A 20,819-nucleotide genomic window follows, 5' to 3' on the forward strand; every position below is an offset into this window, starting at 1 on the left:
TGCCGTATTTCGTGCTGATGTGCGATGGCTCATACCAGGGCGGGATGCTCTGTGGGGAAGTTCGTCAACTGCCCACCGCGAGGGAACGCTTGGCGACTACCGTGTGTGCTCGGTGATCAACGGAGGGCTGAGGCGGTACGCGCGGACCCCGCCGCTGCGCCATTTCCGGACATCAGCACGACGCCGCTTTCTGGGGCCCCACGTAGTACCGAGGACACTCATGTCTCACCTTCGCGCACCCGTCGCGCGGCCGGAACGCCGCGAGGGCGGGCGGCACGGCCGGCCGGGCTCCCGCTCGCTGTCGTCCCTCGTCAAGACGGAGCCGACGGCCCCGCCCGACACCCGCATACGCCCTCAGCTCATGCGGACCGCGGTGCTCCCCGCGATAATCGCCGCGCTGAGCGGCGCGACGGCCGTGGTCGTCGTCCTGCGCACCACCGCGGCGGAACCCACCGCCGAGATCTGGACCGCGCTGTTCGGCACCGCGCTGCTCGCCCTCGCGGCCGTCGCCGCCGCCGCGCTCGGCGCGGAACGTACCGCCAAGTCCCTCCTCGGACGCTGCGAGGCGCTGCGCCGCTCCAACGCGCGGGGACAGGCCGAGCTGCGCGCCGTACTGGAGCTGCTCCGGCGCGGCGAGCCGGTGGCCGCGCGCCGCCCCCCGCCCCCCGGGGCCGAGCCCGGTGCGGGCGAGGAGGACGAGTTCGACCTCCTCGCGCGGGAGCTGACCCGCTCCCAGGCCGTCGCCGTCGGCGCGGTGGTGCAGGCGTCCCGGCTGTCCAGCAGCGTCGGCAACGAGCAGAAGGTGGAGGTCTTCGTCAATCTGGCCCGCCGGCTCCAGTCGCTCGTCCACCGCGAGATCCAGCTGCTCGACGAGCTGGAGAACCAGGTCGAGGACCCCGAGCTGCTCAAGGGCATCTTCCACGTCGACCATCTCGCCACCCGGATCCGCCGCCACGCCGAGAACCTCGCCGTGCTCGGCGGCGCGGTCTCCCGGCGGCAGTGGAGCCGGCCGGTCGCCATGACGGAGGTGCTGCGCTCGGCCATCGCCGAGGTCGAGCAGTACCCGCGGATCAAGCTCGTGCCGCCGATCGACGGCACCCTGCGCGGCCACGCGGTCGCGGACGTCATCCATCTGCTGGCCGAACTCGTCGAAAACGCCACGCTGTTCTCCTCCCCCCACACCCAAGTCCTGCTCCGGGCCCAGCATGTGACGGCGGGGCTCGCCATCGAGGTGGAGGACCGCGGCCTCGGTATGCCGGCCGACGAGCAGAAGCGGATGAACAGCCTGCTCACCGACCCCGATCAGGTCAATGTGGCCCATCTGCTCCAGGACGGGCGGATCGGGCTCTTCGTCGTGTCGGCGCTGGCGCGCAGACACGGGATCGCGGTGCGCCTCCAGTCCAATATCTACGGCGGCGTCCAGGCCGTACTCGTCCTGCCGCAGTCGCTTCTCGGCTCCGACCGCACCGAGCAGGGCGATCAGGGCGTACGGGGCGCACAGGCCGTCCCGGGCGCGCGCTATCCGGTCGCGCCCGCCGTGCCGCCGGCCACCCCGCCGACGACCGCACCCCCGGCCACGCCTCCGACCGCGCCGCCGGTCCCGCCCGTACCGCCTCGGCGCTCCCCGGCGCCCGCGCCCCCGCAGCCGCAGTCCTCGCCGCAGCCCCAGCCCCAGCCTCCGCGTCGGCCCGTGCCCGGTGAGCCCGCCGGGGACGGCACGATCGAGAGCGCCGGCAGCCGGCCCCGGCTGCCCCGCCGCCGCGGCCAGGAGCACCTCGTACCGCAGCTGCGCGACGCCCCGGTGCCGCCGCCCGCCGGGGAGACCGCCCTCCACGACCCCGGCCTGATGGCCGCCTTCCAGCGCGGTATCGGCCTCGCCGAGTCCCAGCCCGCGCCCCGCGCGGATCCCCGGGCGGACCGCGCGGCCCCCCGCCACGAACGCCCCGCGGACCCCCTTCCGGGACCGCGGGGCCGCGACACCACCCCCACGACAAAGGAGTAGACACACCATGGCGAGCGACGTTCCCACCGGCCATGCCTCGGACCTCGACTGGCTGCTGAGCGGCCTGGTCCAGCGCGTCCCCTTCACCCGCAGCGCCGTGCTGCTCTCCTCCGACGGCCTGGTGAGATCCCTGCACGGCATGGACGCCGACAGCGCCGACCACATGGCCGCCCTCGCCTCCGGCCTCTACTCCCTGGGCCGCAGCGCCGGAGCGCGTTTCGGCGACGGCGGCGAGGTCCGCCAGGTCGTGGTCGAGCTGGACTCCACCCTGCTCTTCGTCTCGACCGCCGGATCGGGCACCTGTCTCGCCGTGCTGGCGGGCCGCGAGGCGGACGCGGCGGTGCTCGGCTACGAGATGGCGATGCTGGTCAAGAGCGTACGGCCGTATCTGGCCACCCCGCTCCGACAGGGCGCCGGTGCCGCACCGAGCGCCACGGGCCGCTGACCGTGCCGCTCCCGACGGACGGGCCGTGGCTCGACGACGCGGCCGGCCGGCTCATCCGGCCGTACGCCGTGAGCGGGGGCCGGACCCGGCCGACGGCGGCGCTGGATCTGCTGACCCTGGTGATGTCCACGGGATCGGTGCCCGCGACACATCTCGGTCCCGAGCACGCCCAGGCCGTCGGGCTCTGCCAGGGACCGACCTCCGTCGCGGAGATCGCCGCGCATCTGCGGCTGCCCGCGACGGTCACCAAGGTCCTGCTCTCCGATCTGGTGGACTGCGGAGCGATCGCCGCGCGGCCACCGGACAGCTTCGACAACCCCACCGACCGTTTCCTGCTGGAGGCAGTGCTCGATGGCCTACGACGACAGCTCTGATCCGTCCCTCGCGCCGACCACACTCCCCGAGCCCTTCCCCACCGCGCTGAAGGTCCTGGTCGCGGGCGGCTTCGGGGTCGGCAAGACCACCTTCGTCGGAGCGGTCAGCGAGATCGCGCCGCTGAGTACGGAGGAGCTGCTGACCCAGGTCAGCGCGGCCACCGACGATCTGACGGGGGTCGAGGCCAAGACCTCCACCACGGTCGCCATGGACTTCGGCCGGCTGACGCTCGACGAGCGCCATGTGCTCTATCTCTTCGGCACCCCCGGCCAGGAACGGTTCTGGTTCATGTGGGACGAGCTGTCCCGGGGAGCGCTCGGCGCGGTCGTGCTCGCCGACACCCGGCGGCTCGAATACTCCTTCTCGGCCGTCGACTTCTTCGAACAGCGCGGTATCGGATTCGTGGTCGCGGTCAATGAGTTCGACGGCTCGTACCGGTACGAGCCCGAGGAGGTCAGGGCGGCGATAGACCTCAATCCCGAGGTGCCCATCGTGCTCTGCGACGCGCGGATCGCCAGCTCCGGTATCCAGACCCTGGTCACACTCGTCCAGCATCTGATCACCGCCTCGCCCCCGCCCCTCCTCGCACCGGAGCACGCCCCATGACCCGGATATCCCCGACCGACGGAGCCCGCGCATGACCTACGACCCGCTCGGCCGGCTGCTGCTCACGCCCGTCGACCAGGAGGCGCCGGACCGCGTCGTCCGGCTGCGCGGACTCGGCCTCGGGGAGCGCGCCGAGCCCGCCCTCGACGCGTTCGCCGGGGAGATGGCGCGGCGGACGGGCGCTCCGTACGCGATGGTCAACTTCATTGACGAGAACCGGCAGTTCTTCGCGGGGCTGCACGCGCCGCCGGGCGGTGGCCGGGGGGAGCGGAGCGGCTGGGACGGACGAGGCGAGTGGGGTGAGTGGGACGAGCGGGGTGAGCAGGGCGGGTGGAGTGACCGGTTCATGGCCCGGGACCACGGCTTCTGCCCCTATGTGGTGGTGCGGCGCAAGGCGCTGGTCCTGGAGGACGTACGGGACTTCCCCCGGTTCGCCGGGAACGCGCTGGTCGACGAGGTCGGCATCCGCTCGTACCTCGGCGCGCCGCTCATCGACCGGACCGGTCTGGCGCTGGGCACGGTCTGTGTCGCCGACACCGAGCCGCGCCGGTGGGGGCGGGCCGGACTCGACACGATCAAGACGTTCGCGGCGGAGCTGATGGCGCAGATCCGGCGGCGGGAGGACGGTCTCGGCTGAGCCCCCGGCGGCCGGCCGATCGGGCATCCGATGCATCTCGAATATGGGATAGCCTGTCGAATATGAGAGAAAGCCCCGACGGGTCCTCCGGCGAGCCCATGTCCGATCCCCTCGACGCACTGCTGGCGACCCGGCTCGCCGAGCTGCGCGGCGAGCACCGCTGGTCGCTGGACGAGCTGGCGAGCCGCAGTGGAGTGAGCCGCTCCACGCTGTCGCGCGCCGAGCGCGGCGAGATCAGCCCGACCGCGTCGCTGCTCGGCCGGCTGTGCGCGGTGTACGGGCGCACGATGTCGCAGCTGCTCAGCGAGGTCGAGGCGGAACCGGACCGGCTGGTCAGGGCGGCGGACCAGACCGTATGGACCGACGCGGCCTCCGGCTTCGTACGGCGTTCGGTCTCGCCGCCGGGGGCCGGGCTGCGGGCCGAAGTGGTCGAGGGCACACTGCGGGCCGGCGCGGACGTACCGTACGAGCGGCCCCCGGTGCCGGGCATGGAACAGCATGTGTGGGTCCTGGACGGCACGCTCGAATTCACGGTGGGGCGCGAGGCCCATCTGCTGCACGCGGGCGACTGCCTGCGCACCAGGCTCTGGGGCCCGACCCGGCTGCGCTGTCCGGGGCCCGGCCCGGTCCGGTACGCGATCGTGGTGGTGCGGCCATGAGGCGCGAGGTTGCCGGGCTCTCCGCCGAGGAACTGCTCGCCGCCGCCGACGCCCTCGGTGAGCTGCTGACCGACGCGGTCGCGGGCGGCGCCTCCGTCGGATTCCTGGATCCGCTGGACCGGGCGACCGCGGCGCAGTGGTGGCGGGACCGGGTGCCGGCCGTACGGGAGGGACGGCTGTCCGTGCGGGTCGCCCGGGAGGCGCCGCCGGAGGGAGGGAGCGCGGGGGACGCCGGCGGGGGCCCGGGGCGGATCGTGGGGTGCGTCATGGTGACGTACGCGGACAAGGCCAACGGCCGTCACCGCGCCGAGATCGGCAAGCTGCTCGTCCACCGCGACGCGCGGGGACGCGGGACCGGGCGAGCGCTGCTGGCCGCCGCGGAGGAGGCGGCGGCCCGCTCCGGTGTGACGCTGCTGCTGCTCGACACCGAGACCGGCAGCCCGGCCGAGACGCTGTACCGCTCGGCGGGCTGGACGGCGGTCGGGGTGGTCCCGGGACACGCGGCGGACCCGGGCGGGACGCTCCGGGCGACGACCTTCTTCTACAAGGACGTCGGGGCGACGGCGCGCCCCGGCACCACCGTCTCCGTCTCCGGCACCGAGGTCAGGGGCGCTCCAGCCAGCCCCTGATGAACGCGGCCTGTCCCGCGTGCTGGAGGTCGTCTGAGACCACACTCACCAGCCGCACGCCGAGGGTGACCGGCGGGCTCCACCCCTCGTCGACCACCCGCCCGAGGTCCGTGTCCCGCAGCGCGCCGAGATGGGCGACCGTACGGTCGTGGACGGCGTCGTGGTACGAGAGGAGCGACTCGGCGGTGAGCCCGGCACCGCCGAGCGCGGCGACGTCCTCGGCGGAGTGCGCGTATCCCGTGGCGCGCGGGGAGAACGGCAGCGCGAAGCGCTCCGCCCACTTCCCCGCCGTCCACACCTGCTCCGTACCGGTGGCGTCGGCGAGATGGTCGTCCTGGACCCGGGTGAGATGCCAGACGAGCCACGCGATCGAGTTGGCGCCGTCGTCGACGCGTACCGCCAGCTCATCGGGGGAGAGACCGTCCACCGTGTCATGGACGATCTCGCGGATCCGGCCGAAGGCGTCGATGAGCAGGTCGGTGCTCGCGGTCATGGGGCGCTCCCCTCGTGGTCCGGGTCACTTTTTCTCTGCGTGCGTGGTCACTCTGCCTGCGTGGTCACTTCTCAGGGTCCCTCGCGGGGGCCGCGAGGGCGCGGCGTGCGGGGCGAGGCGGTCAGCGCGCGAGGAACGTCGTGATCCGCTCCCGCAGCGACCTCGGGTCGAGTCCGTGCCCGGCGAGGTGATCGGCCAGTTCCCCGTACGCGCGCAGCTCACGGCGGGCGACCCCGAGCCCCAGCACCCGGTGCGGTGTGGTGGGGAGGGCGTCGTTGGCGGCGGCCGTGGAGGTCCCGGCGAGATACGGCTCCACGAGGACGACATCCGCCGCGTCCCCGGTGAGCGCGGCGACGGCCCGGCGCAGCGCCTCGCCGTCGAAGGGCCGTACGGTCGTCGCGTACAGGACGGTGGTGTCCAGGCCCTCCGTCGCGGCCAGCACGTTGTCCAGCATCGGACCGACGGCGATCACCACCGCGCCGCGCCCCTCGCGGACGGTGGCGAAGCCGGCCCTGAATCCGGTTCCGGTGCCGGTACCAGTCCTGCCTTCGGCCGGGATCAGCGGCCGGGCGCGCGAGTTGCTCTGGAGCGAGAGCCGTACGTAGTCCCGGCCGTCCCCGGCGGCGGCGTGCCGCAGCAGCGCCTCGGCCTCGTCCGGGTGGCCCGGCACATGCACCGCCCAGCCGTCGAGTGTGTCCATGAGCGCGACATCGCCCGGCGCCATATGGGTGAAGCCGCCGGCCGGCCAGTCGTACGAACCACCGGCGCTGACCAGCACACCGCCCACGCCCTGATGGCCGAAGTCCAGTTTCACCTGCTCGAAGGGGCGCTCGACCAGGAAGGCGGCGAAGGTGTGCACGATCGGGCGCACCCCGGCGAGCGCGAGTCCGCCACCGACCCCGATCAGCAGCTGCTCGCGGATTCCGACGTTGATCAGCCGGTCGGGATGGCGCCGAGCGGCCTCGTCAAAGCCGTCCCGGCTGATCTCGGCCAGGACGACGGCGAGCCGGGGGTCCTCGTCCAGCAGTCGGGTGGCGGTGGCGATGAAGCGGTCACGCATGGTGTCCATGGCGGTGTCTTTCGGGTCGGTCGTGGGCGCGGACGGGTGTGGGCGCGGACGGTGTGGGGGTGTGGACGGTGTGGGGTGGACGGCGGTACGGCGTTCAGGACGGGGACTTGGGCTCGACCCGGGCGACGACGGCCCGGGGCCGGCCGGGGTGGGGCGCGGTGAAGGCCGCGTACATCGCCTCGTGGTCCCGGCCGTCGACGGTCTCGGCCGACCAGCCGGCCGCCTCGAAACGGGAGGCGATACCGCCGGGCCAGCCGTGGGTCGCGGAGGAGTTGTCGATCACCAGGGTGTGCAGCTGTTCGAGCCCGGCGGGGCCCGCGTAGGCGATCGCCTCGTGATTGCTGCCCTCGTCCAGCTCGGCGTCCCCGATCAGCACCCAGACCCGGGGCCCGGCGAGCCCTCGCGCCCGTAGCCCCAGCACACTGCCCACGGCGAGCGGCAGCCCGTGCCCGAGCGAACCGCTGCCGATCTCCACACCGGGCACCAGGGTGCGGTCGGGATGGTGGCCGAGCGGCGAACCGTACGAGCCGAACCCCGGCAGCAGCTCCTCGGCGAAGAACCCCTTGGCGGCGAGGACCGCGTAGTACGCCATCGGCCCATGCCCCTTGGACAGCAGAAACCGGTCCCGCCCCGGAGCGTCGGCCTCGGCCGGTGAGACCCGCAGCACCCGGTCGTACAGCACCCAGAGCGCGTCCAGGGTCGAGGTCGCGGCGGGGCCGTGCTTCTCGGCCCCCGTCATCAGGGCCATCAGCCGGGCCGGCTCGGCCGGGACGGAGGACGTGCCGGACGTGCCGGACGTGGAGGGCATCACTTTCGGTGTCATGTGTTTCACCGTGCAACCTCAACCGGACTTGAGGTCAAACCCCGCCCCGCCCGGAAAGCGGTTCGTGATCACCACCCGGAGTGCGGTATTGTTCTCATGCGCGTTCAGGCCGGGGAAACCGCAGGTCAGACGGGCATCGGGACGTGGCGCAGCTTGGTAGCGCACTTGACTGGGGGTCAAGGGGTCGCAGGTTCAAATCCTGTCGTCCCGACTTGTGTTTTCGCAGGTCGCAGGCGGTATCGGAGAAATCCGGTACCGCCTTTTCGTGTGTTGTCCCCGGTCCGCGCTCCGGGCGTCGGCCGGGTGGCGCCGACGAAGGCGGGGGTGGCGCTCGGCGGCGGTCCGGTGTTCGCGTTCGTCGGCGGGTGTGGCATCGCGGGCCGGGGGTGTCGTGGGGGAACGAACACGTCGACGTCGGGTGGGACTCCGTCATTCGGTGGCCAACTGGCGCAAGGAAGTGCCTTCCTGCCCAATTCCCCTGTCCCGCAAGGTCTCTTGTCGTCGAATTGCCGATCTTCCATATCCAGATCGCCCGCGGTGTGGTTAGTGTTCGAACAGAGCCAACTCGCCGGTAACCCCGGCGACGGCTCGCGTTCGGCTGTCCCCCCATGCCGGACCGTCACCCCCCCCCACCGCTTCGACGGCGAAGCGCAGAGACCGCCGCTCCGCCATGTCCGGACGCGGTGCACGAAAGGCATTCCTTGCGTACTTCTCGTGATGTCAGACGAAAGCTCATATCCCTCACCGCGGTGTCCGCGACGCTGCTCTCCGGCACCGTCGTCGCCTCCCTGGCGCTGACCGGCCCGGCCGCCGCCGAGCCGGCCGCCGAGAGTCCCGCGCCGGCCGCCGCCCCCGTCGCCGAGCGGCTGATCGTCGGCTACCGGTCCGGTGCCACCGAGGCCAGGTCGAACGCCGCGGCCGCCGCCGACGCCGAGGCCAAGGGCGTCGGGAGCGACGCCGACCAGGGCTTCCAGCGCAGGCTGGGCACCGGTGCCGCGCTGGTCGACCTGGGAACGGGGGTCAGCAAGAGCGAGGCCGCCGAGGTCATCTCCCGGTACCGGGCGGACCCGCAGGTCGCCTATGTCGTGCCGGACCGGCTGAACACACTGCAGGCGGACCCCAACGACACCGAATACGCCAAGCAGTGGGACCTGTTCGAGGCGACCGCCGGGATGAACGTCCCCGGCGCCTGGGACATCACCGCGGGCAGCGGTGTGACCGTCGCGGTCCTCGACACCGGCTATGTCGCCCACTCCGACCTGGCCGCCAACATCGTCGCCGGCTACGACTTCATCTCCGACCCCGCCGTCGCGGTGGACGGCAACGGGCGCGACAGCGACCCGTCCGACCCGGGCGACTGGGCCCGCGCCGGTGAGTGCTACGCGGGTAGCCCGGCGTCCAACTCCTCCTGGCACGGCACCCATGTGGCGGGCACCATCGCCGCCGTCGCCAACAACGGCAAGGGCATCGCGGGCGTCGCGCACCAGGCGAAGATCTCGCCGGTGCGGGTCCTCGGCAAGTGCGGCGGTTACGACTCCGACATCATCGACGCCATCACCTGGGCCTCCGGCGGTACGGTCTCGGGCGTGCCGGCCAACGCGAATGTCGCGAAGGTCATCAACATGAGCCTCGGCGGCGCCGGTTCGTGCTCCACCGCGACGCAGAGCGCGATCAACGCGGCCGTGAACCGGGGCACCACGGTCGTGGTCGCGGCGGGCAACTCCAATGCCAACGCGGCCAATTACTCGCCCGCCAGCTGCAACAACGTGATCAGTGTCGCCGCGCTGAGCCGTACCGGCTCCCGGGCCACGTACTCCAACTACGGCGCGGCCGTGGACATCGCGGCCCCCGGTGGCCAGACCAGCACCGGCACCGCCAACGGCATCCTGTCCACACTGAACTCCGGCACCACCACCCCGGGCACCGAGTCGTACGCGTACTACCAGGGCACCAGCATGGCGGCGCCGCACATCGCGGGCCTCGCCGCCCTGATGAAGGCCGCGAAGCCCGCGCTCACCCCGGCTCAGATCGAAACCGCGATCAAGGCCAACGCCCGCGCCATCCCCGGCACCTGCTCGGGCGGCTGCGGCGCGGGTCTGGCAGACGCGGCCAAGACCGTCCGGGCGGTCGTGGCCACGGGCTGACCGCGTCGGACGGGAGAACCGGCAAGCGGAAGGCAGGGGCCTGCCCCGGTGCGTGACCCTACGCGCCGGGGCGGGCCCTCGGCCTGTTCCGGTGCCTTTCCCGTGCCTTTCCGGTGCGCTTCCGGTGTGCTTCCGGTACGGGGGCGGGCCCGGCGGTGGAGAGGCGGGGTCCTGCTGACCGGGTGTAAGCAGGAGCTGTGCGAGCGTCGTGTGCTTCCTGGAGCCCGGGCCGGTTCCGCAGGGCGAGCCGGCTGCCGGCCGCCGTGCTGACGGCCCTGCTCGTCGCGGTGACGATCGCGCCGGCGGGCGGGGCGGAGGGCGGGACGGAGGGGCTGGGCGCCCACTGCCGGCCGACCCTGGTGGGTGTGGCGCATCCGGACGACGACCTGTTCTTCGTCAATCCCGAGATCGAACGGACCCTGCGCGCCGGATGCTCCGTCAGCACCGTCTATCTCACGGCCGGGGACGGCGGGGAACGCGATCCCCGAAGGGCGCGGAACTATGTCCAGAACCGTGAGAACGGGGTGCGCAAGGCGTACGCGAAAATGGCGCGCGCCGAAAACCGCTGGAGCCGGGATCCGGTCCGGGTGAAAGACCGTGACATCAGGTCGTTCACGCTCGCCGGAAAGGGCGTCGGGGTGCGGCTGACCTTTCTCCGGCTCCACGACGGAATACCCCGGGGCCGGCAGCGGGAGAGCATGCTGCGCCTCTTCGACGGAGACAGGAAGGAGATCACCCCGTTCCAGGGAACCGGCCGCTACAGCGAGGCGCGCCTGATGGAGGTGCTGACCTCGCTGGTCCAGCGGAGCGGGGCGGAGCGCGTCCTCACCCAGGACCACGACAACGCGTCGTTCGCCTTCGGGGTCGACGGGCGCGTGGACCACAGCGACCACGGCATCGGGGCGCGGTACATGAGGAAAGCCGCGTATCGCGCCGGAATTCCCGTGAAGTCCTATCTCGGGTACACCATGACACCGCTGAAGCGGAATCTGACACCGCGGCAGTCCGCCGAGAAGGAGCGAATGGTCCGGTGGTACGACGCGCAGCGAAAATGCCCGCGCACCAGAATCTGCGGGGAGCGTCCCGTCTACCGGGGAATTCTGACGGCCAATTACCGGAAATGGCTCGTCCGGCAGTATCCGCAGCGGCACCGGGGTCCCCGGTCCGGCGAGATCATGGGGGACATCGGACGCACGACACAGTTTGGTGGAAGGGCGCCGGAGCGGTGTCTCGACGTCAAGGACTCCGCGCTGGGCGCCGGGGTGGTCCAGCTCTTCGGCTGCAACGGCACCACCGCCCAGCGGTGGGACATCAGGAGCGACGGCACGATCAGAACGCGCCTGGGCGCGGGGCACTGTCTCACCCGCTCGGGCGATGACCTCGCTGTCCGCGCGTGCCGGGAGACGGCCGGGGAACAGCGGTGGCGGCGCCTGCCGTGGCAGAGCCCGCGGTGGCGGCGCGAGGCGTGGCGCATCGTCGCGGACGACGGCCGGTGCCTCTACCAGCACGACCGGACGTTCCCCCGGAAGGGCGAGCCGGGCGCCCGGAATCCTCGGCTGGGGCTGGAGCGCTGCGACGGCCCGCGCGAGCCCGAGGCGTACTGGAGCACACGGCCCTGACAGGAGCGGCGCGGGCGGCCAGGGAGACGCGGGAGGCACCGGACCGCGCCCACATACGCCTGTGGGCCGCCGGTCGCCCGGCGGCCCACAGGCGTTCTCGCCGGACTAACGCGCCGTCAGCGCGGGCAGCGACGACATGGTGTGGTGGCCGGTGTGCTGGCCGCCGGTCTGGAACGTCTGGTCGGCGCGGGCCAGACCCGTCGGACCGGCCGGCAGGCACGCCTTCAGCGCGGTCAGCAGCCGCTGGACGTCGTCGTGCGGCCGGACCACCAGCCGGACGAACTGGCTGCTGCTGCCGAGCTTGTTCCCGCACTCGCGGATGAAGATCCCGTACTGGGTGAGCAGCCGGTCGCGCAGCGCCACCCCGTCCACCCCGTCGGGCAGCTTCACCAGCAGGAAGTTCCCCTGCGAGAGGAAGACGATCAGATCGGGCACGGCGGCCAGCGCCTGCGACATGTTGGCCCGGTCACGGGCCAGCAGCGCCAGGCTCTGGTGGTACTCGACGCCGTACTCCTTGATCATGAAGACGACGCTCTCCGCGAAGGAGTTCAGGTTCCACTTCGGCAGCCGCTTGCGGACCTTCGCCGCGAGCGCCGGGTTGGCCACGAGATAGCCGAATCTGATGCCGTGCAGCCCGAAGTTCTTGCCGAGGCTCTTCAGGACGATCACATTCGACCGGATGGCGGCCTCGTCGGCGACCGACGGCGACTTCTCCGCGTCGACGAAGTCGATGAACGACTCGTCGACGATCACCAGGTCGAGGTCCGACAGCTCGTCGAGGAGCCACAGCACCTGGTGGCGGCGGAGATAGCCGCCGTCGGGGTTGTTCGGGTTGCAGATGACGGCGACCTTGGATCCCCGCTGCCGGATGAAGCGCACGTACTCCCGCAGATCGAGGGTGAAGTCCTGGTCCTCCTGGAGCGGGTACATGTCAACGCGCTTGCCGGTCTCCAGCGGCTGGTCCGTCCACCGGCCGAAGGTGGGGATCGGGATCGCCAGGCTCTCCTTCACCAGCAGATGGTCGATCCAGGTGATCAGCTCGGTGGAGCCGTTGCCCATGGCCACCGTCTGCGGGTTGAGCCCGAGCACCGTGCACAGCTCGGAGGTCACCGTGTCGGCGTCGCTCGGGTAGTACTTGAGGATCGACTCCAGGGAGCCCCGCATCCTGTTGAACATGTCCGGCGTGGGGAAGTACGGGTTGCACGGAATGCAGAAGTCGACCCGCTCCTGCACCGGTTCGGCCCTGCCGTACGGGGTGACGCGCCCGCTCTGCTCGGGGGATGCCTCGGCCGAGTCCGTCGGTGACAGCCGGGACAGCATGGCCCAGGACGGACTGTGCGCGGTGGTGTGCAGGAGGCCCGTTTCGGCGGACGGTGACATGGAGGAGGTCTCCTTTTGCGATCGGTGCGTGAGCGGCGGGTGAGGACGAGGCCCTGGGGGAGGCCGGGGGAGGCGAGGGGGCGGCGTTGAAGAGGGCGGCGGGCGGTCGGGTCGGGGGCCGCTCGGATCAGCCGGCGGCGTGCTTGCGGCGCAGCAGGAACACCGCGATGCCCGCGACGATCGCCAGGCCACCGGCGGCCACCGGCGCGTAGTCGGTCTGCGCGCCGACGGGCTGGGCATCGGTCAGCGGCGCGTCGGACGTCGCGTCGGCCGGGGTCTCCGAGGGGAGCGGCGCCCCGGTGGCGGACTGCGCGGCGGTCTCCGCGGTGCTCTGCGTGGGGGACGGGAGAGCCAGGGAGGGGGTGGGCGGCGGCGCCGCGGACGTCTGCTGCTGGACGGGGAGTGTCGCGGCCTGCTGGGGCGCCGACGGGACGGGCTGTCCCGCGGCCTGCCCCGTACCGCCGTCCGTGTCGTTCGCGCCGTCCGCCGCGACGGCGGAGCCGGTGCCGGCACCCCCGTCACCCGGGAAGACGACGTCGGAGCACGAGTAGTAGGTGTCGGGGGTGCTGGTGTTCCGCCAGATCGTGTAGAGCACATGCCGGCCGGTGCGGTTCGACGGCAGTGTGCCCGAGATCCGGTACGCGCCGCCCTCCAGCTGCGGGTCGGTCGCCGAGGCGAACGGCTGGGGTGCCAGATCGTCCCAGGTCAGGGGCGAGTCGGGGGAGTAGCCCTCGCGGGTGAGATAGAGACTGAACGTGCCCTCGTGCGGAATGGTCGACTTGTACGTGAGCGTGAACGAGGCCCCGGGGCGCAGCTCGGTGGCGGGCCAGTCGGTACGGGCGATGTCCAGGCCCTTGTACGCGTCGAGCCCGCCGCTGCACAGCCGGCCGTCGGGGACGGACTGCCGGTCCCGGCCGTCCACCCCCGCGAGCCGCAGATTGTCCCACTCGTCGAACGGCCGGCCGTCGTTGGCGGCCACGGCCGCCCGGCAGGCGTCCGTGGCGGCCGCCGCGCCGCCCTCGGGACCGCAGGCCGCGACCCGGCTCAGGGGATCCGTCGGCGCGCCGTGCGCGTACGCCGGCCCCGCCGTCACTCCCGTCAGCGCGGCGGCGCCCGCGAGGAGAAGGGGGGCGGTGCCGGCGAAGACGGCCCGGGCGCGCCTCGGGACGTGCCCTGGAGCGGCGGTGCGATGGCGGAACATCGGTGACAGACCTCCTCGGAGGGCCCGCCAACCCCGGGGACCCATCAGCCTGTTGTCTATTACGGCCGCCACCCGCCGTGCGTTCAGCGCTTCGTCCGTGATCTTTGGACGAGTCTTCGGAGGCGCCGGAAGGGGGCCTGGGGACAGGTCGGTGCCCGGTGTTCCGTCAGCCGTCCGTGGGCTCGGCGGGAATCTCGTACGCGAGGCGGAACCGCTCGCCCGGGACCACGAGATCGGCCGTCTCCAGGGGGCGTTCGTCCGCGTAATAGGTGCGTTCGATCGCGGCCACGGGGGCGCCCGGGACCAGATCGAGGGCGTCGGCCTCCTCGCGGGTGGCCGTGCGGGCGGTGACGGTCTCGGTGGAGCGGGTGATCCGGAGGCCGATGTAGGACATCCGGGCCACCACGCTGCTGCCCGCCAGGGGGCCCGCGCCCGGGAGCGACACGGGGGTCCCGCCGGTGACGGTGAGCGGCTCCCAGCTGACGCAGTGCATGGCCGGCCTGCCGTCCCGGGTGAGCAGGTACTCGCTGCGGATCACGGGCGCGGCGGCCGGCACGCCGAGACGCTGGGCGATCTCCGCCGGGGCCTCCCCGGTGGTGGAGCGGGGCGTGCCCCGGACCGTACGGCCGTCGTCGTCCATGCCGTCCGGCGGGCTGTCCGGCGGGCCGCCGCTCCGGAGGGCGAGCCGGCCCTGGAGGCGCTCGTGCGTCCACGACCGGGCCATCGTCCCGGAGGAGGGCCGCTCCCGTACGAACACGCCCCGGCCGGCCCGGCCCTTGACCAGGCCCTCGGCGGTCAGGGCCCGGACCGCGGCGGCGGCGACGTTCGAGCCGACGCCGTACATCCGGGCGAGCGCGGCACGGGACGGCAGCGGATCGCCGGGGGCGAACTCGCCCGTGCCGATCCGGCGCCGGAGATCCTCCGCCACCGCCCGATAGGCCGCGACCGCCGCCATTGCGTCTCACCTTCCGGACATCGTTTCAGCATGTGAGAAGTTTTCCCGGGGATCGGACCCGTCCCCGGCGCTCACGGACGGATCCTACGGGGGAGCCGCCGGTCACCTGATGCATCAGGTGAGGCCGAAAATCCACTATCCCGGGCAGTCTGCCACGCGGGCCCCCGCACCTGTTGCATCAGGCCCCGGGGCCCCGGCCCCTCCCGGACCGCCCCGACGCCTGCCCGAACACCCCTGTTCCGCCGGGGTGAGACCTTTGCGCCCGCGCCCCGCACAGGGCTACTTTCACCTCCTGTCCGGCGGCACACGACGTACCGGCCGGACAGGAAACGGACAGCCGAGACGGGTGAGGAGGACCGGGAATGAGCCAAGGCGACAGCACCGCGCACGGCGCCGCTCAGCGCCCCGGTCCGGACGGGCACACCGCCGCCGCCCGCCGTGTCCTGCTCATCCCGGACGAGCCCGGCGCCCTCCCCGTCGAGCTGCGGATCATGGCGGCGGCCCGCGCCGCCGAACGTACGGGACAGCACCGGCTCGCCGCCCGCTACCGGGCCATGGCGCCCGAGGCCGTACCGGTAACCGCATCCGTATCCGAGGCCGCACCCGCGCTGACCGCTGCCGTCCTGGCCTTCACCGACCGCGTCACCGCCGACCCCGCCGGAACCGGCCCGACCGCACTGCGGGACCTGGCCGTCCACGGACTGGACGCGCCGGCCGTCGTCGCCCTCGCGCAGATCGCCGCGTTCGTCGCCTACGAGGCCCGCGTCGAGTCCGGGCTCGCCCTGCTGGCCGGCGGCCCGGCCGCCGAGCCCGGGCCCGAGCCCGATGCCGTACGGGAGCCCGCCGCCGGGTCCGCGCACGAGACCGCTCCGCCTCCGGCCGCGCCGCACGCGCCGGAGGCGGGGCGCTTCACCCTGCGCCCGCTGACCTGGCGGCCCCGCGTCCCCGCCGTCGACGCCGACGCGCTCACCGGCGCGCAGCGCGCCGTCATCGACGCCCACCCCACGCTCTCGGCCGCCTCCCCCTACTACCGCACCCTCCTGCACGACCCCGCCGCGCTCGACCACCGGACGTATGTCTACGACGCGGTCATGTACGGACGCGGCGGGCTGCCCCGCGCCGAGCGCGAGCTGGCGACCCTGCTGGTCTCCCGCGCCAACGGCTGCGTCTACTGCGCCTCCGTGCACGGCAGGAAGTACGCGCAGCTCGTACGGGACGAGGCCGCGGCGCTCCGTGTCCTCGACCGCGGCGGCGAGGCGCTCGCCGGGGACGTCCGGGGCGCGGCCCTCGCCCGCTTCGCGGAGGCCCAGACCCGTACCCCGCCCGCGGCCACCGGCCAGGACGTGGCGGCCCTGCGCGCGGCCGGTCTCGACGACACCGAGCTGACCGGACTCGTCCACGCCGTCGCCCTCTTCGGCTGGGCGAACCGCCTGATGCTCGTCCTCGGCGACGCCCACGACGAGGCTCGCAACGACACGCGCGACGAGGCCCACGGAGACGCGCACCGGGGCGACGCGCCCATGCCCCACCCCGCCCGGACGCTCGACGCCGGCATTCCGCGCACCGACGCACGGGAGTCCTGTAGCAGGACGTCGGTCCCGGCCCCACGGACGGACGGCGCGTAGCCGCTCCCCCTCCCGTGGTCGCGGGCCCGGCGTCGTCGCCCCCGCCGCTTCGCCGCGCGCCCGTACCCGCTTCGGACCCGCGTCCCCCGATCCTTCCGATCCCGTACGACCGGAGACCGTCATGCCCGCTCTGCGCCCCGTCCTCACCGCCACCGCCGTCCTCGCCAGTACCGCCCTGCTCGCGACGGCCTGCTCCTCCAGTGCCACTTCGCCCGCCGGCTCCTCCGGCGACGCGGGCGGCCGGCAGACCGTCACCTTCATGGGGTTCTACGGCACCTTCCAGGACGCCTTCACCAAGACGGTGATCAAGCCCTTCGAGAAGGCCAACCCGGACATCAAGGTCACGTACGTACCGATCCAGAACTCCGCCGAGGTGCTCGCCAAGCTGCGGGCGAGCAGCAAGCGCCCGGTGGCCGATGTCGCCCTCATGGACAGCTCCGTGGCGCCGACGGCCAACAAGGAGAAGCTCTTCGCGCCGATCGACGCGGCGAAGGTCCCCAACGTCGAGAACCTCGTGGACTCCGCGAAGAGCAAGGACGGCTACGGCCCGGCCGTCACCTTCGACAGCCTCTCCATCCTCTACAACTCCAAGAACGTCAAGAAGGCGCCCACCAGCTGGAACGACCTCTGGGACGCGGAGTACCAGGGCAAGCTGGCGATGCCCATCGCCGACACCCGCGGGGTCGCGCTGATCGTCGCCCTGGAGAAGATCCTCGGCGCCGACTACCAGAAGGACATCGACCCGGCGATCGACAAGCTCAAGACGCTCTCCCCGGCCGTCGAGACCTGGCAGCCCACGCCCGACGTCTACACCGCCATCCAGTCGGGCGACGCCGATGTGGCCGTCGGCTGGAACGCGCGCGGCCAGTACTACAAGGACTCCTCGAAGGGCGTCGTCCAGCCGGTCCTCCCCAAGGAGGGCACGGTCACCCAGGTCAACACCATCAACCTGGTGAACAACTCCCAGCACACCGCCGCCGCGCAGAAGTTCATCGACTACGCCATCGGCGCCGAGGCCCAGAAGGCGTTCGACGACGAGGCGTTCTACGCGCCGGTCAACAAGGACGTCCAGCTCGCCGCCGCCACCAAGGAGCGCACCCAGGCGTCCGAGGAGCAGCAGAAGAACCAGATCCCCGTCGACTGGTCCTGGATGACCTCCCGCTACACCGCGTGGGTCGACCGCATCAAGCAGGAGGTCATCGGTGGGTGACACCGCTCCACCACGGCACGACACCGCTCCGGTACGGCACGACCCCGCGCCCGCCGGGCATCTGGTCCTCGACGGGCTGGTCAAGACCTACCCCGGCAAGGACGGCGCCGCCGTGCGCGGGGTCGATCTCGCCGTGGAGCGCGGCCGGCTGCTCGCCCTCCTCGGCCCCTCGGGGTGCGGGAAGTCGACCACGCTGCGCATGATCGCCGGACTCGTGCCGCCCACCGCCGGGCGGATCAGCGTCGACGGCCGGGACCTCACCGACACCCCCGTCCACCGGCGGGACATGGGCGTGGTCTTCCAGTCGTACGCGCTCTTCCCGCATCTCGACGTCGCCCGCAACGTGGCCTTCGGCCTGGAGATGCGCAAGACACCGAAGGCGGAGCTGAAGCGGCGCGTGGGCGAGGCGCTCGATCTCGTACGGCTCGGGCCGCTCGCCGGCCGCCGGATCGCCCAGCTCTCCGGCGGCCAGCAGCAGCGGGTGGCGCTCGCCCGCGCGCTGGTGGTCGGACCGGCCGTACTCCTCCTCGACGAACCGCTGTCGAACCTCGACGCGCAACTGCGCGCCGCGATGCGCGACGAGATCGTCCGGATCCAGCGCGAGACCGGTGTCACCACCGTCTTCGTCACGCACGACCAGCAGGAGGCGCTGTCCATGGCCGACAGCGTCGCCGTCATGAACCAGGGCCGGATCGAGCAGGTGGGCACCCCCGAGGACGTCTACGAACGCCCGGAACGCCCGTTCGTCGCCCGGTTCGTGGGCCGCGCCAACCTGCTCGACGGCACCGTCACCGGCCACACCGGGGACACCACCGAGGTCGCGCTCCCGGGGCTCGGTACGGTCGCCGCCGCCGGGGACCGCGCCACCGGCGCCCGTACCGCGACCGGCCGTACCGCCACCGTCATGCTGCGCCCGCACCGGATCGCCCTGGCCGCCGCCGCACCCGGCGCGGGCAGTGGCAGCGGTACGGGGAGCGGTGGGGCGCGCGGCACCGTCCTGTCGGCCGGATACGCGGGCGAGACCGTCGCCTACCGGGTGCGCGTCGGCGACTCCGGTCCCGTACTCGACGTCGAACAGCCCACCGGCACAAGGGAGTCATACGGTCCCGGCACCGAGGTGGAGCTGTCCTGGGACCCGGCCGCGCCCCGGCTGGTCTCCGCCGGGGAGGGTACGGAGTGACCGCCGCCCCCGAGGCGACGCCCCCGGCGCCCCCGACGCCACCGGCGACAGCGCCGACAGTCACGACGAAGGCTTCGCGTCGGCGCGGTCCGGCCCGGCAGGCGCTCGTCCTGCTCGTACCGGGCCTCCTCGCCCTGCTGCTGACGTACGCGCTGCCGCTGGTCTGGGTGGTGCGGATGTCGCTCAACGAGTCCGGCGAGGGCGGCCTCATCCACCAGACCGTCTCCCTCGCCACCTTCGGCGAGGTGCTCGGCAGCTCCCACTACTGGAACGTGCTCCGGCAAACCGTCGAACTCGGCGTCCTCGTCACCTTCTTCACCCTCGTCGTCTCCTATCCCGTCGCCCTCTTCCTGGCCCGTACCACCAGCCGGTGGCGCAGTCTGCTGATGGCGCTCGCCATCGCGCCCCTGCTCATCTCGTCGGTGGCGCGCACCTTCGGCTGGATGGCGATCCTCGGCCGCCAGGGAGTCATCAACAAGACCCTGGACGCGCTCGGGCTGATCGACAGCCCGCTCCAGCTGGCCAACAACCTCACCGGGGTGGTCATCGCCTCCACCGAGATCTACATGCCGTTCGCGATCCTCGCCATGATCAGCGGCTTCGGCCGGCTCGACCCGGCGCTGGAGCAGGCCGCCGCCTCCTTGGGCGCCCCGCGCCGTACCGTGCTGCGCCGGATCGTCCTGCCGCTGACCCTGCCGGGTGTGCTCACCGCCGGGCTGCTGGTGTTCGTCCTCAGCCTCAGCGGCTATGTCACCCCCCGGCTGATCGGCGGCGGCCGGGTCTTCGTGCTGGCCACCGAGATCTACGACGAGGCGATCACCAGCCTCGACTGGCCGGTGGCGGCGGTGCTCTCGATGCTGCTGCTCGCGGTGTTCGGTGTGGTGATCGCGGTCTATCTGTGGGCACAACGGGCCCTCGAAGCGCGCTTCACCGGCGGACGGGAGGCCCGCTCATGATCACGCGCCGGCTGACGAGAGCCGTGTGGGCCCTCGTCCTCACCGTCCTCTATCTCTTTCTGCTCGCGCCCATCCTGATCGTGCTCGTGGAGTCCTTCGACACCTCGACCTATCTGCGCTTCCCGCCCGAGGGCTTCAGCCTCGACGCGTACCGGCAGGTCTTCGCGAACGACGCCTTCCGCGAGGGCTTCAAGGTCAGCGGGATCACCGCCGCGGTCACCGCGCTGCTGGCGATGGTGACGGGCGTACCGGCGGCGCTCGCGCTGAGCCGGCTGCGGTTCCGGGGGCGGTCGGCGATCGAGGCGGTCTTTCTGTCGCCCCTGCTCGTCCCGCACATCGTGCTCGGGCTCGCGCTGCTGCTGATCATGGCGCCGATCCCGCTGACCGACACCTACTGGGGGCTGATCCTGGCCCATCTCGGGGTGACCGTGCCCTATGTCGTACGGACGGTCTCGGCGGCCCTGGTCTCGGCCGACCCGCGGGCCGAGGAGGCGGCGCGCACACTCGGCGCGAACGGGCTCCGGACGTTCTGGCGGATCACCCTGCCGACCATCAGGCCGGGGCTGCTCTCGGGCGGGGTCATCGCGTTCCTGCTGTCGTTCGACGAGACCGTGATCTCGCTGTTCGTGTCGGGCCAGCACACCGTGCCGCTGCCGGTCGCGGTGCTCCAGTACGTCGAGTACCGCAGCGATCCGTCCGTGGCCTCCCTCTCCGTCCTGCTGGTACTGCTCTCCGTGGTCGTGGTCGTGCTGGTGGAGCGCGGTCTCGGCCTGCGCCGCACCCTGCGCTCCTGAACACACCGCGCCTCGCA

Annotated in this window: 19 protein-coding genes, 1 tRNA gene and 1 pseudogene; 15 read left to right on the plus strand and 6 right to left on the minus strand. The window is 72.5% G+C overall.

The window, feature by feature from the left end:
* The first annotated feature begins 220 nt into the window (after nucleotides 1–220).
* From DVK44_RS31050 to DVK44_RS31080, 7 genes are all read left to right on the plus strand, one after another.
* Nucleotides 221–2,002: a sensor histidine kinase gene (locus DVK44_RS31050; protein WP_114663950.1), complete on the plus strand. Its 1,782-nt coding sequence runs from the start codon at nucleotides 221–223 to the stop codon at nucleotides 2,000–2,002.
* Nucleotides 2,003–2,009: 7 nt separating this feature from the next.
* Complete coding sequence (locus tag DVK44_RS31055) at nucleotides 2,010–2,447, plus strand: roadblock/LC7 domain-containing protein (RefSeq protein WP_114663951.1); 438 nt, start codon at nucleotides 2,010–2,012, stop codon at nucleotides 2,445–2,447.
* A gap of 2 nt (nucleotides 2,448–2,449) precedes the next feature.
* A complete protein-coding gene (locus tag DVK44_RS31060; protein WP_114663952.1) occupies nucleotides 2,450–2,821 on the plus strand; it encodes a DUF742 domain-containing protein in 372 nt (123 codons plus the stop codon).
* Nucleotides 2,799–3,428, plus strand: coding sequence for a GTP-binding protein (locus DVK44_RS31065; protein WP_114663953.1), 630 nt, complete (start codon nucleotides 2,799–2,801; stop codon nucleotides 3,426–3,428). Before DVK44_RS31060 ends, DVK44_RS31065 begins: the two co-directional genes overlap by 23 nt.
* 31 nt (nucleotides 3,429–3,459) lie before the next feature.
* Entirely contained in the window at nucleotides 3,460–4,065 is a 606-nt protein-coding gene (locus tag DVK44_RS31070; protein ID WP_114663954.1) for a GAF domain-containing protein, read from the plus strand.
* Nucleotides 4,066–4,127: 62 nt separating this feature from the next.
* Nucleotides 4,128–4,724 carry a helix-turn-helix domain-containing protein gene (locus DVK44_RS31075; protein ID WP_114663955.1) on the plus strand — a complete coding sequence of 199 codons (597 nt, stop codon included), beginning with the start codon at nucleotides 4,128–4,130 and terminating at the stop codon, nucleotides 4,722–4,724.
* Nucleotides 4,721–5,353: a GNAT family N-acetyltransferase gene (locus tag DVK44_RS31080; protein ID WP_114663956.1), complete on the plus strand. Its 633-nt coding sequence runs from the start codon at nucleotides 4,721–4,723 to the stop codon at nucleotides 5,351–5,353. Before DVK44_RS31075 ends, DVK44_RS31080 begins: the two co-directional genes overlap by 4 nt.
* Here DVK44_RS31080 and DVK44_RS31085 read toward each other — a convergent pair.
* The 3 genes from DVK44_RS31085 to DVK44_RS31095 form a co-directional block, all read right to left on the minus strand.
* On the minus strand, nucleotides 5,328–5,846 hold the full coding sequence (locus DVK44_RS31085; RefSeq protein WP_114663957.1) for a mycothiol transferase: 519 nt from the start codon (nucleotides 5,844–5,846) through the stop codon (nucleotides 5,328–5,330). The two genes, DVK44_RS31080 and DVK44_RS31085, sit on opposite strands and share 26 nt — an antisense overlap.
* Before the next feature lie 121 nt (nucleotides 5,847–5,967).
* Nucleotides 5,968–6,915, minus strand: coding sequence for a transketolase family protein (locus DVK44_RS31090; RefSeq protein WP_114663958.1), 948 nt, complete (start codon nucleotides 6,913–6,915; stop codon nucleotides 5,968–5,970).
* Nucleotides 6,916–7,009: 94 nt separating this feature from the next.
* On the minus strand, nucleotides 7,010–7,723 hold the full coding sequence (locus tag DVK44_RS31095; protein ID WP_114663959.1) for a thiamine pyrophosphate-dependent enzyme: 714 nt from the start codon (nucleotides 7,721–7,723) through the stop codon (nucleotides 7,010–7,012).
* Between the two features lie 152 nt (nucleotides 7,724–7,875).
* On the opposite strand from DVK44_RS31095, the gene DVK44_RS31100 reads away from it, so the two are divergent.
* The 3 genes and pseudogenes from DVK44_RS31100 (at nucleotide 7,876) to DVK44_RS31110 (ending at nucleotide 11,501) form a co-directional block, all read left to right on the plus strand.
* A tRNA-Pro gene (locus DVK44_RS31100) sits at nucleotides 7,876–7,949 on the plus strand.
* Between the two features lie 490 nt (nucleotides 7,950–8,439).
* Nucleotides 8,440–9,879, plus strand: a pseudogene (locus tag DVK44_RS31105) (S8 family peptidase); the annotation flags it as partial.
* A gap of 200 nt (nucleotides 9,880–10,079) precedes the next feature.
* Nucleotides 10,080–11,501, plus strand: coding sequence for a ricin-type beta-trefoil lectin domain protein (locus DVK44_RS31110; RefSeq protein WP_114663961.1), 1,422 nt, complete (start codon nucleotides 10,080–10,082; stop codon nucleotides 11,499–11,501).
* Nucleotides 11,502–11,606: 105 nt separating this feature from the next.
* Here DVK44_RS31110 and DVK44_RS31115 read toward each other — a convergent pair whose 3' ends face one another.
* The 3 genes from DVK44_RS31115 to DVK44_RS31125 form a co-directional block, all read right to left on the minus strand.
* Complete coding sequence (locus DVK44_RS31115; RefSeq protein WP_114663962.1) at nucleotides 11,607–12,881, minus strand: pyridoxal phosphate-dependent aminotransferase; 1,275 nt, start codon at nucleotides 12,879–12,881, stop codon at nucleotides 11,607–11,609.
* 127 nt (nucleotides 12,882–13,008) lie between these two features.
* Nucleotides 13,009–14,082 carry a lytic polysaccharide monooxygenase auxiliary activity family 9 protein gene (locus tag DVK44_RS31120; RefSeq protein WP_114663963.1) on the minus strand — a complete coding sequence of 358 codons (1,074 nt, stop codon included), beginning with the start codon at nucleotides 14,080–14,082 and terminating at the stop codon, nucleotides 13,009–13,011.
* 166 nt (nucleotides 14,083–14,248) lie between these two features.
* Entirely contained in the window at nucleotides 14,249–15,037 is a 789-nt protein-coding gene (locus tag DVK44_RS31125; RefSeq protein ID WP_114663964.1) for a GntR family transcriptional regulator, read from the minus strand.
* A gap of 362 nt (nucleotides 15,038–15,399) precedes the next feature.
* Here DVK44_RS31125 and DVK44_RS31130 point away from each other — a divergent pair, with 362 nt between their 5' ends.
* The 5 genes from DVK44_RS31130 (at nucleotide 15,400) to DVK44_RS31150 (ending at nucleotide 20,802) form a co-directional block, all read left to right on the plus strand.
* On the plus strand, nucleotides 15,400–16,662 hold the full coding sequence (locus tag DVK44_RS31130; RefSeq protein ID WP_114663965.1) for a peroxidase-related enzyme: 1,263 nt from the start codon (nucleotides 15,400–15,402) through the stop codon (nucleotides 16,660–16,662).
* A 121-nt stretch (nucleotides 16,663–16,783) separates the two neighbouring features.
* On the plus strand, nucleotides 16,784–17,872 hold the full coding sequence (locus tag DVK44_RS31135) for an ABC transporter substrate-binding protein (protein ID WP_114663966.1): 1,089 nt from the start codon (nucleotides 16,784–16,786) through the stop codon (nucleotides 17,870–17,872).
* Nucleotides 17,865–19,052: an ABC transporter ATP-binding protein gene (locus DVK44_RS31140; protein WP_114663967.1), complete on the plus strand. Its 1,188-nt coding sequence runs from the start codon at nucleotides 17,865–17,867 to the stop codon at nucleotides 19,050–19,052. Before DVK44_RS31135 ends, DVK44_RS31140 begins: the two co-directional genes overlap by 8 nt.
* Nucleotides 19,049–20,008, plus strand: coding sequence for an ABC transporter permease (locus DVK44_RS31145; RefSeq protein WP_114663968.1), 960 nt, complete (start codon nucleotides 19,049–19,051; stop codon nucleotides 20,006–20,008). Before DVK44_RS31140 ends, DVK44_RS31145 begins: the two co-directional genes overlap by 4 nt.
* On the plus strand, nucleotides 20,005–20,802 hold the full coding sequence (locus DVK44_RS31150; RefSeq protein ID WP_181957571.1) for an ABC transporter permease: 798 nt from the start codon (nucleotides 20,005–20,007) through the stop codon (nucleotides 20,800–20,802). Before DVK44_RS31145 ends, DVK44_RS31150 begins: the two co-directional genes overlap by 4 nt.
* Nucleotides 20,803–20,819 lie beyond the last annotated feature (17 nt).

It is taken from the genome of Streptomyces paludis (assembly GCF_003344965.1).
GTDB lineage: Bacteria > Actinomycetota > Actinomycetes > Streptomycetales > Streptomycetaceae > Streptomyces > Streptomyces paludis.

What these genes read in the sequence shown, in the direction of transcription:
- DVK44_RS31050 (WP_114663950.1), top strand. Translation starts at nt 221, where the DNA reads ATGTCTCACCTTCGCGCACCCGTCGCGCGGCCGGAACGCCGCGAGGGC.
- DVK44_RS31055 (WP_114663951.1), top strand. Translation starts at nt 2,010, where the DNA reads ATGGCGAGCGACGTTCCCACCGGCCATGCCTCGGACCTCGACTGGCTG.
- DVK44_RS31065 (WP_114663953.1), top strand. Translation starts at nt 2,799, where the DNA reads ATGGCCTACGACGACAGCTCTGATCCGTCCCTCGCGCCGACCACACTC.
- DVK44_RS31070 (WP_114663954.1), top strand. Translation starts at nt 3,460, where the DNA reads ATGACCTACGACCCGCTCGGCCGGCTGCTGCTCACGCCCGTCGACCAG.
- DVK44_RS31075 (WP_114663955.1), top strand. Translation starts at nt 4,128, where the DNA reads ATGAGAGAAAGCCCCGACGGGTCCTCCGGCGAGCCCATGTCCGATCCC.
- DVK44_RS31080 (WP_114663956.1), top strand. Translation starts at nt 4,721, where the DNA reads ATGAGGCGCGAGGTTGCCGGGCTCTCCGCCGAGGAACTGCTCGCCGCC.
- DVK44_RS31085 (WP_114663957.1), bottom strand. Translation starts at nt 5,846, where the DNA reads ATGACCGCGAGCACCGACCTGCTCATCGACGCCTTCGGCCGGATCCGC.
- DVK44_RS31090 (WP_114663958.1), bottom strand. Translation starts at nt 6,915, where the DNA reads ATGGACACCATGCGTGACCGCTTCATCGCCACCGCCACCCGACTGCTG.
- DVK44_RS31095 (WP_114663959.1), bottom strand. Translation starts at nt 7,723, where the DNA reads ATGCCCTCCACGTCCGGCACGTCCGGCACGTCCTCCGTCCCGGCCGAG.
- DVK44_RS31115 (WP_114663962.1), bottom strand. Translation starts at nt 12,881, where the DNA reads ATGTCACCGTCCGCCGAAACGGGCCTCCTGCACACCACCGCGCACAGT.
- DVK44_RS31120 (WP_114663963.1), bottom strand. Translation starts at nt 14,082, where the DNA reads ATGTTCCGCCATCGCACCGCCGCTCCAGGGCACGTCCCGAGGCGCGCC.
- DVK44_RS31125 (WP_114663964.1), bottom strand. Translation starts at nt 15,037, where the DNA reads ATGGCGGCGGTCGCGGCCTATCGGGCGGTGGCGGAGGATCTCCGGCGC.
- DVK44_RS31130 (WP_114663965.1), top strand. Translation starts at nt 15,400, where the DNA reads ATGAGCCAAGGCGACAGCACCGCGCACGGCGCCGCTCAGCGCCCCGGT.
- DVK44_RS31135 (WP_114663966.1), top strand. Translation starts at nt 16,784, where the DNA reads ATGCCCGCTCTGCGCCCCGTCCTCACCGCCACCGCCGTCCTCGCCAGT.
- DVK44_RS31150 (WP_181957571.1), top strand. Translation starts at nt 20,005, where the DNA reads ATGATCACGCGCCGGCTGACGAGAGCCGTGTGGGCCCTCGTCCTCACC.